The sequence below is a fragment of the Hominifimenecus sp. rT4P-3 genome (assembly GCF_051055405.1).
Classification (GTDB): Bacteria; Bacillota; Clostridia; order Lachnospirales; family Lachnospiraceae; genus Pseudolachnospira.
The window spans coordinates 1,419,437-1,434,797 of the sequence record NZ_CP167068.1 but is presented as its reverse complement, the minus strand read 5'-3'; the positions used below and the strand labels follow the sequence as shown (position 1 = coordinate 1,434,797).

18 protein-coding genes are annotated in these 15,361 nt (G+C 48.2%); 2 read left to right on the top strand and 16 right to left on the bottom strand.

Translation table 11 applies throughout. The annotated features are described in order from the left end of the window. Nucleotides 1–12: 12 nt before the first annotated feature. The 8 genes from ACCC71_RS06660 to ACCC71_RS06625 are packed head-to-tail and all read right to left on the bottom strand — an operon-like array spanning nt 13 to nt 7,523. The gene (locus ACCC71_RS06660; protein WP_434311639.1) at nt 13–1,344 is read right to left on the bottom strand and encodes an ATP-binding protein; all 1,332 of its coding nucleotides are present in this window, start codon (nt 1,342–1,344) and stop codon (nt 13–15) included. Continuing rightward, nucleotides 1,341–2,015 carry a winged helix-turn-helix domain-containing protein gene (locus ACCC71_RS06655; protein WP_434311638.1) on the bottom strand — a complete coding sequence of 225 codons (675 nt, stop codon included), beginning with the start codon at nt 2,013–2,015 and terminating at the stop codon, nt 1,341–1,343. The genes ACCC71_RS06660 and ACCC71_RS06655 overlap by 4 nt, the downstream gene beginning before the upstream one ends. Before the next feature lie 55 nt (nt 2,016–2,070). After that, on the bottom strand, nt 2,071–3,525 hold the full coding sequence (locus ACCC71_RS06650; protein WP_434311637.1) for an alkaline phosphatase: 1,455 nt from the start codon (nt 3,523–3,525) through the stop codon (nt 2,071–2,073). Further along, nucleotides 3,522–4,211 (bottom strand): phosphate signaling complex protein PhoU, encoded by a 690-nt coding sequence (gene phoU / locus ACCC71_RS06645; protein WP_434311636.1) that lies wholly within the window; start codon nt 4,209–4,211, stop codon nt 3,522–3,524. The genes ACCC71_RS06650 and phoU overlap by 4 nt, the downstream gene beginning before the upstream one ends. A gap of 1 nt (nt 4,212) precedes the next feature. Then, a complete protein-coding gene (gene pstB, locus ACCC71_RS06640) occupies nt 4,213–4,962 on the bottom strand; it encodes a phosphate ABC transporter ATP-binding protein PstB (protein WP_434311635.1) in 750 nt (249 codons plus the stop codon). Next, nucleotides 4,955–5,788, bottom strand: a complete 834-nt coding sequence (pstA, locus tag ACCC71_RS06635; protein ID WP_434311634.1) for a phosphate ABC transporter permease PstA — start codon at nt 5,786–5,788, stop codon at nt 4,955–4,957. The genes pstB and pstA overlap by 8 nt, the downstream gene beginning before the upstream one ends. Next, a complete protein-coding gene (gene pstC, locus ACCC71_RS06630) occupies nt 5,785–6,633 on the bottom strand; it encodes a phosphate ABC transporter permease subunit PstC (RefSeq protein WP_434311818.1) in 849 nt (282 codons plus the stop codon). The genes pstA and pstC overlap by 4 nt, the downstream gene beginning before the upstream one ends. Nucleotides 6,634–6,647: 14 nt before the next feature. Then, a complete protein-coding gene (locus tag ACCC71_RS06625; protein WP_434311633.1) occupies nt 6,648–7,523 on the bottom strand; it encodes a substrate-binding domain-containing protein in 876 nt (291 codons plus the stop codon). Between the two features lie 225 nt (nt 7,524–7,748). Here ACCC71_RS06625 and ACCC71_RS06620 point away from each other — a divergent pair, with 225 nt between their 5' ends. Beyond that, the gene (locus tag ACCC71_RS06620; RefSeq protein WP_434311632.1) at nt 7,749–8,252 is read left to right on the top strand and encodes an SEC-C metal-binding domain-containing protein; all 504 of its coding nucleotides are present in this window, start codon (nt 7,749–7,751) and stop codon (nt 8,250–8,252) included. Nucleotides 8,253–8,592: 340 nt separating this feature from the next. Here the strand turns inward: ACCC71_RS06620 and ACCC71_RS06615 are convergent, their stop codons facing one another. The 3 genes from ACCC71_RS06615 to ACCC71_RS06605 form a co-directional block, all read right to left on the bottom strand. After that, nucleotides 8,593–8,979: a desulfoferrodoxin family protein gene (locus ACCC71_RS06615; RefSeq protein ID WP_434311631.1), complete on the bottom strand. Its 387-nt coding sequence runs from the start codon at nt 8,977–8,979 to the stop codon at nt 8,593–8,595. Further along, on the bottom strand, nt 8,976–9,590 hold the full coding sequence (rbr, locus tag ACCC71_RS06610) for a rubrerythrin (RefSeq protein ID WP_434311630.1): 615 nt from the start codon (nt 9,588–9,590) through the stop codon (nt 8,976–8,978). Before rbr ends, ACCC71_RS06615 begins: the two co-directional genes overlap by 4 nt. Nucleotides 9,591–9,715: 125 nt before the next feature. Continuing rightward, nucleotides 9,716–10,408, bottom strand: a complete 693-nt coding sequence (locus ACCC71_RS06605; protein ID WP_434311629.1) for an RraA family protein — start codon at nt 10,406–10,408, stop codon at nt 9,716–9,718. A 122-nt stretch (nt 10,409–10,530) separates the two neighbouring features. Between ACCC71_RS06605 and ACCC71_RS06600 the strand changes: the two genes are divergently transcribed. Next, a complete protein-coding gene (locus ACCC71_RS06600) occupies nt 10,531–11,499 on the top strand; it encodes a LysR family transcriptional regulator (RefSeq protein WP_434311628.1) in 969 nt (322 codons plus the stop codon). A gap of 4 nt (nt 11,500–11,503) precedes the next feature. Here the strand turns inward: ACCC71_RS06600 and ACCC71_RS06595 are convergent, their stop codons facing one another. From ACCC71_RS06595 to ACCC71_RS06575, 5 genes are read right to left on the bottom strand one after another with little or no spacing between them, the layout of a single operon-like run. Further along, nucleotides 11,504–12,127, bottom strand: a complete 624-nt coding sequence (locus tag ACCC71_RS06595) for a hypothetical protein (RefSeq protein ID WP_434311627.1) — start codon at nt 12,125–12,127, stop codon at nt 11,504–11,506. Then, entirely contained in the window at nt 12,124–12,894 is a 771-nt protein-coding gene (locus tag ACCC71_RS06590) for an HpcH/HpaI aldolase family protein (RefSeq protein ID WP_434311626.1), read from the bottom strand. Before ACCC71_RS06590 ends, ACCC71_RS06595 begins: the two co-directional genes overlap by 4 nt. Before the next feature lies 1 nt (nt 12,895). Then, on the bottom strand, nt 12,896–13,225 hold the full coding sequence (locus ACCC71_RS06585; protein WP_434311625.1) for a carboxymuconolactone decarboxylase family protein: 330 nt from the start codon (nt 13,223–13,225) through the stop codon (nt 12,896–12,898). Continuing rightward, on the bottom strand, nt 13,225–13,440 hold the full coding sequence (locus ACCC71_RS06580; RefSeq protein WP_434311624.1) for a hypothetical protein: 216 nt from the start codon (nt 13,438–13,440) through the stop codon (nt 13,225–13,227). Before ACCC71_RS06580 ends, ACCC71_RS06585 begins: the two co-directional genes overlap by 1 nt. Continuing rightward, a complete protein-coding gene (locus ACCC71_RS06575) occupies nt 13,424–15,301 on the bottom strand; it encodes a TRAP transporter permease (RefSeq protein WP_434311623.1) in 1,878 nt (625 codons plus the stop codon). The genes ACCC71_RS06580 and ACCC71_RS06575 overlap by 17 nt, the downstream gene beginning before the upstream one ends. Nucleotides 15,302–15,361: the final 60 nt, after the last annotated feature.

Genomic DNA, 15,361 nt, shown 5'->3' with positions numbered 1-15,361 from the left:
TTCGCGTTCTTTTTATCCATCTATCCGTTCTTTTGGAAAATGAATGGAAATTCTGGTCCCTTTCCCCAGATCGCTGGTAAGCGTCACCTTCCCCTGGTGGTACTGAGCTCCATGCTTCACAATCGAAAGCCCCAAACCAGTACCTCCTGTTTCTTTGGATCGGCTTTTGTCCACCCGGTAAAACCGTTCAAAGACCCGTTCTTTACTTTCTTCTGGAATTCCAATCCCCGTATCCTCCAGTGTCAGCAAAGCGCCTGTCTCATCGGATTCGATCCGCACGTTTACGACGCCGTTTTCACGATTATATTTTATCGCATTGTCGCAAAGATTTGCGATCATCTCATCCAGAATCCGACGAGAGCCAACGATCTTTACCGGAATCCCCTCAATGGTAATTGTTATCTTCTTCTTGACGGCGCTTTCCTCAAACCGAGATACAACCTCTTTCGCCAAAGCCAGAATATCTATCGACTCATCCTCTTGTTCTTCCCGTCCCTCGTCCAATTGGGACAGCCGGATAATATCTTCCACCAGAACAATCAGCCGTCTTGTCTCCCGATAAATCCTCTCCGAAAACCGCGGCACATCCGCAGCCTTCACCATCCCATTTTGAAGAAGTTCCGCATAACCAACGATTGATTGAAGAGGCGTTTTCAACTCATGAGAAACATTGGCGGAAAATTCCTGTCTCTGCTGCTCTGTCTTTTGCCTTTCCGCCTTCTGCCGGTCAATCCGCAAAAGCAGCGGTTCCAGCTCCGCATACAATTCCTGCTGCATGGGATTTTCCAGATCCAGATTATTAATCGGTTGAATAATTCGCACTGTCTGTTTCTTTGACAGGAACATTGCCGCCCCGGCAGCCAATAACGCAATCCCAATAAAATACGGCATGCAGCCAAGGGCCATTCGAAACACGCTGTCCACTGCTTTTGAGACGCGCAATACCGTACCGTCGGAAAGCCGAAGGGCATAATAAAAAATCTGCTGGCCCATGGTATCGGAAAGACGCGCATGCTTTCCACTTCCCCAGGTTAAGGCATCCCTGACTTCCGGCCGTTCCAGGTGATTGTCCAACATTTCCGCTGTAGTCTCGCTGTCATACAGTACCGTGCCATCTACATCGATCAGGGTCAGCCTGTTTTGATCGGATTTACTTCGCACCATTTCCAGATAGGTCTTTCCTGCAGATTCAACGCCTTGCGCTAAATATTCCGTTTCTGTCTGCAGCTCATCTTCCATATGATGATAAAACTCCTGGTAAAGGAGTACGGCAATGGCCAATGCCGTTATAAAGATTCCCAGGAAAGACACCAGGCACATGCTGCGGAAAATACGTCTTTTCATCGGCTTTCCCCCATCCGATAGCCCATACCGCGGACAGTTTCAATTGCCATGGAAGCTTCCCCTAATTTATTTCGCAGCGTCCGAATATGTACGTCCACCGTACGGGTTTCCCCGTCAAAATCATATCCCCAGATATGCGCAAGAAGTTGATCTCTTGTCAAAACCACACCGCTGTTTTCCATCAAATACTGAAGCAGCTCAAACTCCTTTAACGTCAATTCCACTTCATTTTCTCCGACAAAAACCCGGCGCGCCCGCACGTCCAATTGAATCTGCCCGATCGTTAGCAGAGCGGATTTCGGTTGGCGTCCCACCCGGCGAAGCACCGCCTTTACACGGGATACCAGCTCCATCATGCCAAAGGGTTTTGCCAAGTAGTCGTCCGCCCCGCCGTCCAATCCCTTTACCTTATCGTATTCACTTCCCTTTGCCGTTGCCAAAATCACCGGGATTTGTTCCGTGCTCCTGCGGTTTTTGAGACGGCGCAGAATTGAGATACCGTCTTGATCTGGCAGCATAATATCCAAGAGAATCAATTCCGGCAGTTCTTTTTCTATCGCCTTAAAAAAGCTTTCCCCGTCGGCAAAGCCTTCTGCCTCGAAACCGGTGGCTTGAAGGGTATAAACTTCCAGCTCACGGATACTATCGTCATCCTCCACACAGTAAATCATCTTCTTCTCCTCTTGCTCATTGAAGGTAAGGATACGTCACATACATTCTAGCAGATCAACGAACGCCCGTCAAATCAGCCAAATGGCGAAACACATCCGTATTGTCCTGCCACCCGGAAAATTTCTCCGCCCCTACGCCAAGAGCAAACACAGGGACCGGTTCACCGCTGTGCTGTCCCGTGGTCCAGCCAATCCCTGCCTTTCCCGCAATCAAATCGCGCACCGCCTGGATAAGCGGAGTCCGACTGCTCTCTGTCGATAGAAGCGTGGCTTCATAGGCCTGTTTTAACTGCTCCCACTCTTCTTCCGCCAAAGAAAGTCCGCCTTCTCCGATTCCAAACCACTCGACCAATTCCGTCTGTACACTGGAAAAATCCATATTCTGCTTTCGATACTGTGGGATGAATTCTTCCTCATAGCGGGCAAAAGAAATCTGCTGGCCCGCCAATACTTCCAAATGGGTTTTGAGACCGTTCTCTCGATTTCCAATGCTTAGCCCGCCGGTTTCATGGTCTCCAGTCACTAAAATTAACGTTTCTTCCGGATGCTGCTTTTGAAATCGAACCGCCTCCTGCACGGCCGAATCCAGCTCTTCGATCTCTCCGATCATGGAACGGGCGTCATTGGCCTCGCAAGCCCAGTCAATCTTCCCCGCTTCCACCATTAAAAAAAATCCCTGGTCGTTTTCTAAAACCGGAATCGCCTCCTTCACGCAGTTAGCAAGGGAAAAATCTCCGCATCCATCCAATTGGTAAGGGAGCGCTCCCTTGGCGTCCGTCTTGCTGGCAGTAAGCCATACCTTTCCCGCGCCAGTTGGCAAAGGGTTCTTCGGAAATCCCCAGGCCAATTGATATCCCGTCTGCTCCGCCAAAGCATAGAGACTGACCCGACTTTGGTTCTTTCCTGCTGTTTCCAGCAAAGTGCCGCCGGCCAGAAAATCATATCCGCTGGCCAAAAGTTCCCCTCCGATCTCATAGTAAAGGGTTCTGGAAGACTGGTGAGCATAAAATGCCGCCGGCGTTGCATGATTCAGATTGACCGTCGATATCATTCCTATACGAAAATCTTTCTGTTCTTTTAGCTTCTCGCTGATACTCTCCAGCCGATTTCCATCCGCATCCAGGCCCAAGACGCCGGTTTTCGTCTTGGTTCCGGTTGCTATTGCCGTAGCTGCCGAAGCGGAATCCGTACAAAAAGATTCTGCATTTCCTGTCTCCAGATTACCCGTTACTGGAAAAGAAAAAAAGGAAAGAGCGTTCGGCTTCTTCTCCCCGGTTTCCGAAAGGCCAAGATAATCCGCGGTCAGCTGTAGTTGGCTGTACCCCATCCCATCACCGATAAAGAGAAAGATATATTTTGGCGCTTTTATTGTGCTTGCGGAAACTTCCTCGTATGGTTCTGTTGTTTCCGACGGCTCTTCCCCCGTCATACGGCATCCGGATAAAAAAAGACATGCCGCGGCCAAAAACACAAGCCCTTTTTGAAGAAAACCCAATGTCTTTCTCTTCATCCGCGCTCTACCTCCTGCATGTCTTTTTTTCCGTCCTCCCCCGGTTTTTCTCCACGGCAATGGACTCCGGTAATCGAAAATTCCACCCATTCGGCAATATTGACCGCATGGTCTCCGATTTTTTCCAGATATTTGGTAATCATCAAAAGATCCAAGGCGCATTCTGCTCCATCTCCGATCAACTGCTCTACCAGCCTGCCTTTGATGTCGACAAATGCGTCGTCTACCCGGTCGTCCTCCCGGATCACCCAGCGGGCCAATTCTAAATCCTGCTTCACATAGGACTCCACGCTCTTTGTCACCATCTCGATGGCAGTCTCCGCCATTCCCGCCATATCCACCGTCTTTACGTAAGAGCAGAGATCCCGCTCCATGACAATCTCTGAGATATCGGCCGCTTGATCTCCGATCCGTTCCATGTCCGTGATCATTTTCAGGGCAGCGGAAATCTGACGAAGATCACGGGCCACCGGCTGCTGATGCAGCAATAGCTTTAGACACAGCGTCTCCGCCTCCCGCTCAATCCGGTCGGTCTCTTCCGCCGCCTCCAACGCTTCTTTTGCCTTGGCTTCATCATTTTCCATCACAGCCGCCACTGCTTTTCGGATGGCGTTTTCACAGAGATCTCCCATTTGGATCAATTCCGTATGGAGTTCCTCCAACTGCCGGTCAAAACGATTTCTCATATCATCCAAACCTCCCGGTAATGTATTCCTCTGTTCGAGAGTCCTCCGGCATCGAAAAAATCCGATCCGTATCTCCGAACTCAATCACTTCACCCAATAGAAAAAAAGCTGTCCGGTCAGAAATTCGCGCCGCCTGCTGCATATTGTGAGTGACCATTATGATCGTATATTTCTGTTTCAGCTCCATCACCAAATCCTCAATGTGGGACGTGGAGATCGGGTCCAGCGCGGAAGTCGGTTCATCCATCAAAAGTACTTCCGGTTCCACTGCCAATGCACGGGCAATGCAGATACGCTGCTGCTGTCCTCCGGAAAGTCCAAGGGCGCTTTTTTTCAGCCGGTCTTTCACCTCATCCCAGATGGCGGCAGCCCGCAGCGATTTTTCCACGATCTCATTCAGCTTTGATTTAGAGCGTATTCCATGGGTCCGCGGACCAAAGGCAATGTTATCATAAATACTCATAGGAAAAGGATTTGGTTTTTGAAAAACCATTCCCACCCGTTTTCGCAGCATAGTAACGTCCATATCCCCATAGATATCTTCACCATCCAGACGGATCGTCCCGGTAATCCGGCATCCCTCTATCAGATCGTTCATCCGGTTTAACGACTTTAGAAGCGTTGATTTTCCACAGCCAGACGGCCCGATAAACGCGGTAATCTCTTTGGAAGGAATCGCCAGGGAAAGATTTTTCAGCGCATGAAATTCCCCATAAAAAAGATTTAAGGACTCAATTTGAAATTTATCCATGTCCCCCTCCTTTTCTTAGTTTTCCCGCTGCCAGAGAGGAAAGCCAGTTGATTACCACCACCAGTCCCAATAAAACCACCGCGGTGGCATACGCCTCATTTACATGCAGCCCTTCCCCAGCCAGCGTATACATGTGCACGGACAAGGTTCTCGCGGAGGAAAATAAATTTTTCGGAAGACTTGCTACGGTTCCGGCTGTATAAAGCAGCGCTGCAGTCTCTCCCGCCACCCGTCCAATGGATAAAATAATTCCCGAAAGAATTCCAGACACTGCGGAAGGCAAAACCACACGAAAAATAGTCCGAAGCCGACCGGCTCCCAGTCCAAAACTTCCCTCCCGGTATGAATCCGGCACAGATAGCAGCGCCTCTTCCGTGGTACGCATAATCAGAGGGAGAATCATCACTGCCATGGTCGCGGCTCCGGAAAGAAGAGATAGCCCCATGTGCAGGGTATCTACAAAAAAAATCATACCGAAAAGTCCATAGACGATGGAGGGAATCCCCGACAAGGTCTCCGACGTCACCCGCACCAATCCAACCAGACGATTCCCACGCTTCGCGTATTCCGTCAGATAAATCGCCGCCCCTATCCCTAAAGGAACCGCGGATACGAGGGCAAGGCCCGTCATAGCCAGCGTGTTTAGGAAAGACGGAAGTAAGGATACATTTTCCGAAGTATATTTCCAGGAAAACAGCGATAGTTTCAAATGAGGAATTCCACGAATCAATATGAAACCAATCAAAGCTCCGACGAGAGCTGCCGTGAAAAGCGCCGATCCCCAGACAAGAATATAGAGAAGACGGGACAACGGATCTTTTTTCATTTTCCCCTCCTATTGAAAGCAGAAAAAGATAGATTGATCAGAAGGATAAAAACAAATAATACGACTGCGGTGGCAATCAATGCCTCCCGATGAAGCCCGGAGGCATATCCCATTTCCAGCACAATATTGGTCGTAAGGGTCCTCACTCCGTCCAATAAACTGCCTGGAATACGCGCTTGATTTCCAACCACCATCAATACAGCCATGGTCTCTCCTACCGCCCGTCCAATCCCTAGGACAATTCCCGCCAAAATTCCGGAACGGGCTCCCGGCAGCAGCGCAAAAAAGAGACTTCGCTCTTTCGTCGCCCCCAGCGCCAGTCCCCCTTCATAATAGGTCTTCGGCACGGCCTGGACCGCCGCTTCGATCACGCTGATCACCGTCGGCAAAATCATAAAGGCGAGAAGCAGAGAGCCCGTCAAAATGGAGCTTCCCCGGCCGCCAAATACGTTTCGGACCAAGGGAACGATCAAAACCAGGGCAAAAAATCCATAGATAACGGAGGGAATTCCCGCCAGCAGATTTACCGCCGGTTTCAGGATACGATAAAGCTTTTTCGGACAAAAATACGCCAAAAACACAGCGGTGAAAAGTCCCATAGGCACACCCAGAAGGATTGCCCCGGCCGTTACATAAAAACTCCCCAAAATCATCGGCAAAATTCCAAAGATTCCTTCCCCCGGTTTCCATACGGTGCCGCCTAGAAAGGAAAACAGGCCGATCTTTTGGAATGCAGGAAAGCCGCCGGCAAATAGAAAAATACAGATTAAACCTACCGCAAATATAGACGTACACGCGCAAAGCAAAAAGAGCGCCTGCATCCCTTTTTCCCGATATCTCACGATTCTATGCCTCCGATCTACGGCACGATTTCCTGCCAATTCATAAGCTTCCCGGTAAAAATATCCCGGACTTGTCCTTTGGATAAAGATTCCAGCGGATTGGATTTATTTACAATCACCAAAATCCCATCCCGCGCAATCTCCACTTCCAGGATTCCCTGTTCCAGCTCTTCCTTCCGGAGAGACCGACTGACCATTCCCAGGTCGCTGATACCATTCACTACAGAGGCCACGCCAGTGGTGGAATCATTGGTCTGCAATTCCACCGTTACCTCCGGACAGATCTCCTGATAGGTCTCCAGCAGTTTTTCCATCACCGGGCTGACAGAGGAAGATCCTGCCACTACCACCTTTCCCGACGCTCCGGCTTTCACATAGGGCGAATTTGTCTCCAGGGGAACATATCCATTTTCCTGGACGATCTTCTGGCCTTCTATGCTTAAAATGTAATTTTTAAAATCATCTGCAGCCGGCGTCAAAGGTTCCCGGACAGCCAGAAAAAACGGACGCGATATGGCGTAAGTTCCATCTCTCACATGCTCCGGAGTACCTTCCACTCCATCAATCGAGAGCGCTTTTATCGTGTCGTTTTTAGAACCCATAGAAATATATCCGATGGCAGCTGGGTCCCCAGCTATCGCATTCATCATCACAGCCGTATTATTGGTAATTTCCGCTTCCACCGTAACGGCATCCTGTTTTTTTCCCGCTTCATCCACCGTGACCACGTCAAACAGTTCCGTAAAAGCAGTTCTTGTCCCGGATCCGTCCTCCCTGGAAACCATGTGAATCGCTTGCCCCTGTTCCAAAGGATTTCTTTGGTTTTCTCCGCACCCTGTCAGTGTGATAAGAAGGCATATCAAAAGCCCCAGCATTCTCTTTTTTCGCATCATCTGCCCTCTTTTTCCAGTCCAATTGAATCGAATGGAAAAAGAAAAGGATTTTCCTTTCCCCGCCCGATCCCTATAACACTAGTATTCCTGAAAAAGAGGAAAACATTCACCGGATTTTCGTCGCAGACTCTAGCCAAAATATAAATTTTGTGGTAGACTGTGTTAGAAAATGACTACCTTTCGGATGAAAGAATAATAAGCGAATAAGGAAGAGAGGAAAAATACATGGCACTTTTACAGGAATGGCAGGATTTCGCGGAGAAGCAGGGAACGACCCAAGAAGCCGCGCAGGCCTTTTGGACGGATTATTTTCAGCAGGAAAAGGAAGTATATGCGAAGCTGCTGGTGGAAACCGAGGTTATCTCCGGTACCGTTCAGGAATTGGCGGACCGTTACGGTATGGATCTGTACCGGATGACCGGATTTTTAGACGGCATCAACGACAGCCTGAAAACGCCTAACCCCATCGATACCATGGAGGCGGATACTCTTGTCAGCCTGGATTACGATAAAGAACTTTTATACAAAAATATGGTTGACGCCAAAGCCGAATGGCTGTATGAACTCCCTCAGTGGAACGACCTTTTGACACCGGAACGCCAGAAAGAGCTTTATAAGGAACAGCGTCGCTCTGGTATCATTGTCAAAGGCCCTAAGATCGGCCGGAATGATCCCTGCCCCTGCGGCAGCGGAAAGAAATATAAATTCTGCTGTGGAAAAGTAAAATAATTCCGAAGGAAATTCCTATGGAATGAAAAAAGAAGGACTTCTGCCGCCAAGCAAAAGTCCTTCTTTTTTATTTCTCTATAGGATTGGGTGTCAAGAGGTCTCCGTGGGAAACGTGTTGGAATATTTTGTAGAGTTTCGGAGCAAGTACTTCTAAGATTTCGGAAATTTGTAAAAAGCACTCGCAAAAATAAGAAACTCGCTTCGCTCAAACAGTCTTATTTTTGCTCCTAATACAAATTCCCGGAATCGAAGAAGTACTAACGCTCCTGCAAATACAAAATATTCCAACACGTTTCCCACGGAGACCTTTCGGCACCCGAATCTCTATCAGAACTGTCTTTTAAATCTCCGTCTTCCAAAAACCGTGCAGATTACACCAGGCATAGGCTGCAATCGGGCGATCGCCTTTTGCCACAGCAAACTCCGCCACCGGTTCTTCATTTGCTTTTAAGCAGACTCTCTGTCCGCCTTTTTCCGTTTCCAGGTAAACCCAACCGATACTGTGCTCCTCCGTCATCGGATGGAATACGCTTCCCACTTTTACCGAAATCTGGTTTCCATTCTGTTCCACTACAGGCAAATGTTTTTCCGCAGCTCCTTCGGAGGTATTCGGCGTCAGTTCTTTCATCTGCTGTCCACAACAAGAATAATGGGCGCCGTCGGTCTCGCATAGTACTTCAACAATTGTCTTACACTGATCACACGCTAAAAATTTCGGTTTACTCATATCTGGTATTTCTCCTTTTCGATTGGCTCATAGGGGGACAAGGTCAAAGGAATGAAATATCCCTGCTCATGGTCGCAGACCGGGCATTTCGGCGGTACACTGGTTCCCTTGTGGATGTGTCCGCAGTTCAAACAGAGCCAGTAGGTGGTCTCTTCCGACTCATAAAGCTTCCCTTGTTCCAGCAGCTCCGCAAAGTAGCGGAAACGGTCGCCGTGGGTCTTCTCAATATCCGCAATCAAAAAGAAGGAAGCCGCAATCTTTTTAAAACCTTCCTCATATGCCTTATTTCCAAAGGCCTGATATACATCGTCATGTTCTTCGTACTCATTGTGCTTTGCCATCTGCAGCAGTTCTGCCGTCGTGTTTGCAATGTCAATGGGATACGTGCCGTCAATCTCAATGGTTTCTCCCGCGCATTCTGTCAGGTGCTTATAAAAAATTTCCGCATGTTCTTTTTCCTGTTCCGCTGTATAGAGGAAAATCGCCGCGATGGCGTCGAGGCCTTCCTTTTTGGCCTGGCCCGCCGCGATCGTATAACGATTTCTGGCCTGGCTCTCGCCGGCAAATGCCCGCATCAAGTTCTTCTTGGTTTCACTTTGATTAAAGTCCATGGAGAATCCTTCCTTTCTAAAATCTCATTCTGTTTCCTAGTATTTCCTAAAATTGGGAATCTATCCAGAACCATCAAAAAAACCGAGATGAAATTTTTCTGTGTTTTTCTATATCAGCCCCGCCGCTAATCCCTCTTTGGCCATGGATTTTCTTCTATCCCGATTCTCCTCGCCTCTTCAAAGTCCATTCCCTGGCGCAGCAGTTCCTCCGCTCTGGCCTCCTGTTTCATCACGATAGAAACCGTGTCCGCTATTCTTTCAATCCAGCGCTGCGGAATCACAATACATCCGGTCACGTCCATAACCACCAAGTCCCCCGGCTGAATAAGAATTCCTCCGATACAGACTGCTTCATTAATCGCTATGGTCTCCAATCCCTGACCACTTGCGGCCGGGACCGCCCCCTTTAAATAAACGGGAAATGGAAGCTTTGCGATCTCTTCCACATCCCGCAGGCAGCCATTCACAAGAAAGCCTCTGACACCTCTTATCTTTGCCCGCAGGGCAAGAAGACCTCCACCTGTCGATACATTCATACAGCCGCAAGCATCTATCACCACCATGTCATAGGCCTGCGTCATCGTATTGATCACCAGCCTTTGTTTGGTCTTCCCCGTTTCCTGAACATTCTTTCCTTTTATCCGCTGCTGAATCGTAAGCGCAAAGCCAGCGCTTCGTTTCTGTGCGGGATCATTGGGATGCAGTCCGATAACAACGCCGCTTGGAATACCTAGATAGGACATAGCGTCTGCAATATTCCCAGTAGGGAAGGTTTCATACTGTTCTACAATTCTTCTTTTTTCCTCTTCTTTATACATCTCTTTCCTCTCCCAATTTTACCTTCAACCAGCCAGGGCCTTTTTATAAATACCCCTTTTCATTTCTGCTCAAATAACATATAATAGACGGGATAAGACAAACCTATCTCAAGGAGAATCCTATGCTGTTTCGCCAATTGGAATCTTTTCTAGTTACCGCGGAAGAATGCAATTTTACACGCGCCGCGCAAAAGCTTTTTATTTCCCAGCAAGCGTTAAGCGAACAAATCAACCGTCTGGAAGCCGAATACGGCGCCAAGTTTTTCCAAAGGGGAAAGAAATTAGAGTTAACCTACGAAGGGCAATGTATGCTGAAAACCGCAAAAGAGATTCTTCAGCTGAACCGGCAGCTCTGCAACCAGCTCAACGACCGTTCTCCCACACTCCAAGGAGAGCTTACGTTCGGCCTCTCATTTGCCAGGGCCCGTACCTTTTTTCCCGTCGTATTAAAAAGTTTTCATGAAAAATATCCTCTGGTAAAGGTAAATATAAAATCCGGCAATTTAGTCGCTTTGAAACATTACATTGCAGCGGGGATGGTCGACCTGGTTATGAGCTATGATTATTATCAGGATCTGAATCTCCATAAAATCCCTCTGGGCACAGAACGGCTGTATGCCATCATTCCACAGTCCATCCTGATACAGCTTTACCCGGACTCCTGGAAGGAACAGATTCCCCTATTTTCTCAGGGAATCGGCGTTCAGGCTTTCAGCCAGATTCCATTGATGCTTGTAAACGCGCAAAATCACATCTATGGCGCGATCCATGAGCAATACAGAAAATATAATCTGCTCCCCAATATTTTCTTTGAGTCCAACGACATGGATCTGCTCTATAATCTCGCCAAAACTGGAATGGGAATCACATTTCTCCCAGAACTTCTGGTGGCCACAAAAACAGATTTATTCCAGGATCAGGGATCGCACACCCTTTATGCCTTTCCGCTTCAGGATTCTGCCACAGATATGCCTTTTATCATTGGTTATTCGAAAAAGCATTATCTATCGCTGCCAATGCAGGAATTCATCAAAGAGCTTCAACAGCAATACTTCCTCCTTACCGACCAGGTGCGTGCTTCGCAAAACTAATGCTCTACAAAAAGACCCGCTCTCCATGCAGCCTTCGACTAAACACAGAGTATGCTTTTCGAGTCATAAAATCCTTCTGCTTTTGTTCCGTATCCGAAAACATCGCGGCTACATCCTGGAAAGAGGCGGAAAAACCGGAAAAGATCACCTGGGCAGGTTCGGGTTCTGTCTGCACGGTATGGCAGCGCTGTACGCCTAAAATATCCTTCTTCGCTTTCAAGTGTGGTATGTATTCCGCCGTCAGATACTGTTTCCACTCCGGATCGCATTTCACCGAAAATTGATCGATCACGATCGTTTGAAGGGAAGGATTCTCTACCAAATATTGCATTTCGTCGTGAGAATCCATCTGATAAAACCGGGTTGTTTTCTTCCGGTACGGCGCCAGCCAGTTTCCCCAGGGAGTTTTTGCCCGCGCCAAGCGGAGCGGATTGCGGTATGCCTCCATGGATTCAATCTGCCATACATTTACATAACAGTAGGGTATTGTCTCATCTTTCAGACGCAGAACACGCTTATACCCCGGCATCGTCATCAGCCATGGGCAATGTTCTGTCTCCTGCCACACATTAAATTCTTCCTCATATTCTGGAGTAACGATTGTCTGTACTGTATAAATCAGGCTCATACCGATACCTTTCTTACTTCTTCTACAAATGAACCATATGCTTTCATTAAAATCGCCTGCTCATTGGAGTAATTGATGAACCGCGCTCCCGCCTTAATCCGTTCTTTTGCTTTCTCTGCTGTCGGGCACATCAATCCGGCTGTCACATGGCAGCGCTCTGCCGCCTGGTATACCTGATCGACGCATTCCGCTACTTTCGGGTGATCCATCTCCCCGGTTACGCCCAGATCATGGGCTAAGTCGCCGCGGCCAATGATCACAACATCAATCCCTTCCACCGCCAGTATCTCATCAATCCGTTCCACTGCCTTTTGGCTTTCAATCTGGATAACCAACACATTGTCCCGGTCATAATTTTCAAAATCATCTTTTTTGTTCGCCTGAAAACCGCTGCGGTAAGATCGGTTTACAATTCCTCTTGTCCCTCCGCGAAAATAACGCATACTCTGTACGGTATTCTCCACCAGTTCCGCCGAATCCACATCCGGAACGATGAGCCCCTGCGCTCCCAGATCCAACAGCTTTGCATTAAGACGAAAATCATACGGCTGATAGGAGCGGACCAATGGCGTCAATCCATTGAGTCTCGCTATCAGAAATTCTGTCGCCAGCTCTCTGCTGTCCACCGCGCCATGCTGCATATCAAAAGCCACAAAATCGAACCCAGAAGCAGCCACGGTTTGTACCATGGCTGCACTGTGAAGATTATTGATCCAGGTTCCTACCACCAATTCATGCCCCTGTATCTTTTCCTTTAACGTCTTCATTTCACACTCCTGCTTCTTCTATCTGCTGGAAAAACTCATCCAAAGCCAGCATACCGGCACGAAAAGAGGGAAAGCCTCCCATGGTAAGCGCCTGCTCCACCGCCGCTAGTATTTCCCGCTTCTTTGCTCCATACTGCAGTGCTAATTTGGCATGCGATAAAATCACTGGCTGCTGCTTTAAGATGCAGGCCATGGAAACATTAATCAGCTCTCTGTATTTTCGTTCCAGCGAATCGTCGTCCTGGAGCAAATAAGTTCTCCACGCTTCGATTCGATGATTTAACTCCGGATCCAATTCTTCCAGAATGGTCCAATGATTTCTGACCGCCATTATTCCTCCTCCTGATTTCCCTCTCCAGAAACCCTAATGTCTGTTTCACGGTACATGTGTAATCCAAACTGGAAAACAGCCCCGATGAAAAGCAGAATCAGCAATGTAATATTTAAGCGGCGGACCATCGACAGGGTCGCACCAAAGCCCCAGCAAATGAGCCCAAAGACAATCAAGATCCACCATTTTTTCAAAAAATCAAGCAACCACGCCATCTGAGAGCCCTCTCTTTCTCTTTGCCTGCCAAAGCAGGAAACCGAAGAACAGAACAAAACCAATTGCATTTACGATCATATGATTCCAAAGCATACAAACCACGATACATGCCAAAAGAATCGTCATCATCAGATTCAGTTCCGTCTTTACATACCGCTGTACAATTCCCGCCATACAATAGATGGCAACCAGGCTTACCGCCGTATTCCAGACAACCTCTAGAACCGTTCCCTGCAGCAGCAAGGAAGGCTTATAGACAAACAGGAACGGCACAATATAAGAAGCGATACCAATCCCAAAAGAAATCCATCCCGTCTTGCTGGGAGAGCCTCCGGATAATCCTGCCGCCGTATAGGAAGCCAGCGCCACCGGCGGCGTGATCGTGCAGACAATGCCGAAATAAAAGCAAAACATATGGGCGGCTACATTTACCACACCCATCTGTACCAGACTGGGCGCAATCACCGTAGCAATCGTTACGTAGACCGCCGTCGTCGACATTCCCATTCCCAGCAGAATCCCAACGAGGGCCGTGAAAATCAATGCTAGGGGCAATATACCGTGACTGACCGAAATCACCACCTGAGATAATTTTAGACTCAAGCCGGAAATCGTAATACCTCCCACGATAATCCCCGCCGTCGCCGCGGTGACGCTCACGGTCGACGTACTGACAATACCGTCGGAAATGCTGCGAAGCATTTTCTTTCCATCCATCTTGACCGTTGGGGAAACGACTGCAATGACAAGGAGCAGCAAGGTGGAATAGATCGCGCTTGCCTGGGCGCTTCTTCCGATCGCCAAAAGGACTACGATCATGACCAAAGGAAGCAGATAAACCCAGCCTCGCTTTAAAACATCTTTTAGCTTCGGCAGATCGTCCACATTACCCGCCTTTAGGCCCATTTTTCCCGCCTTCATATCGACCATAAAGTAAACGGAAATGAAATAAAGAAGTGCGGGAATCACCGCGCAAGCGACCAAAGTAATGTAGGAAATCCCTAAATTTTCCGCCATAATAAAGGCAGCGGCTCCCATCATGGGAGGCATGATCTGTCCACCAGTTGACGCCACTGCTTCTACCGCTCCGGCAAAATTGGCATCATAGCCTGTTTTCTTCATCAAGGGAATCGTAATCGCTCCGGTACTGGCTACGTTGGCAATGGCGCTCCCGGACAGGCTTCCAAAGAAAGCGCTGGACAATACCGCCGCCTTCGCAGGGCCGCCTCTTGATTTTCCAGCAATCGCTAAGGCAAGATCGATGAAAAACTGGCCGGCTCCGGAGGCTTCCAATATCGTTGCAAAAATCATAAAGAATACGACATAATTGCACATACAGGAAAGGGCTGTCCCGATAACCCCGGTGGTTCTCAAAAACAGATGGTCAATCAGCCGTTCATAAGAGATCGGCGCCGTGTGCAAAAAGCCCGGCATATAATTTGCCACAATGTTTTGCAGAGCAAAAAATAATGCCAAAATAATCATCACAATTCCTGTGATTCTTCGGGTCACTTCCAGCAAAATCAGCAGATAGATTGTCCCAAAAATAATATCCCATCTGGTACAAGCCCCCTGGCGATTGGCAAATCCATTTAGATCACTTAAGATATAAACCAGTACTGCTACCGCCGCAATTGCCATGATATAGTCAATAAATGTCAATTTGCAGAAACGCGCTGATTTATAGATTGGTTTTCTCATCAGCACAATCAAAATCATTCCTGTCAAATGGATATATCGGAATGCGATTGTGTTCGGCGTTCCCCATATTCCCGAAATAATGTGAAACATAGCCAGAGACAATGCAAATATGCCAAGTATGCTGCTCCGGATCCTTTTATCTACCGTTAAAAAGTCCATCTATCTCACGCTCCTATCCGAAGCTTCGGAGGCACGAGATGTACCCCCGAAACCGATATT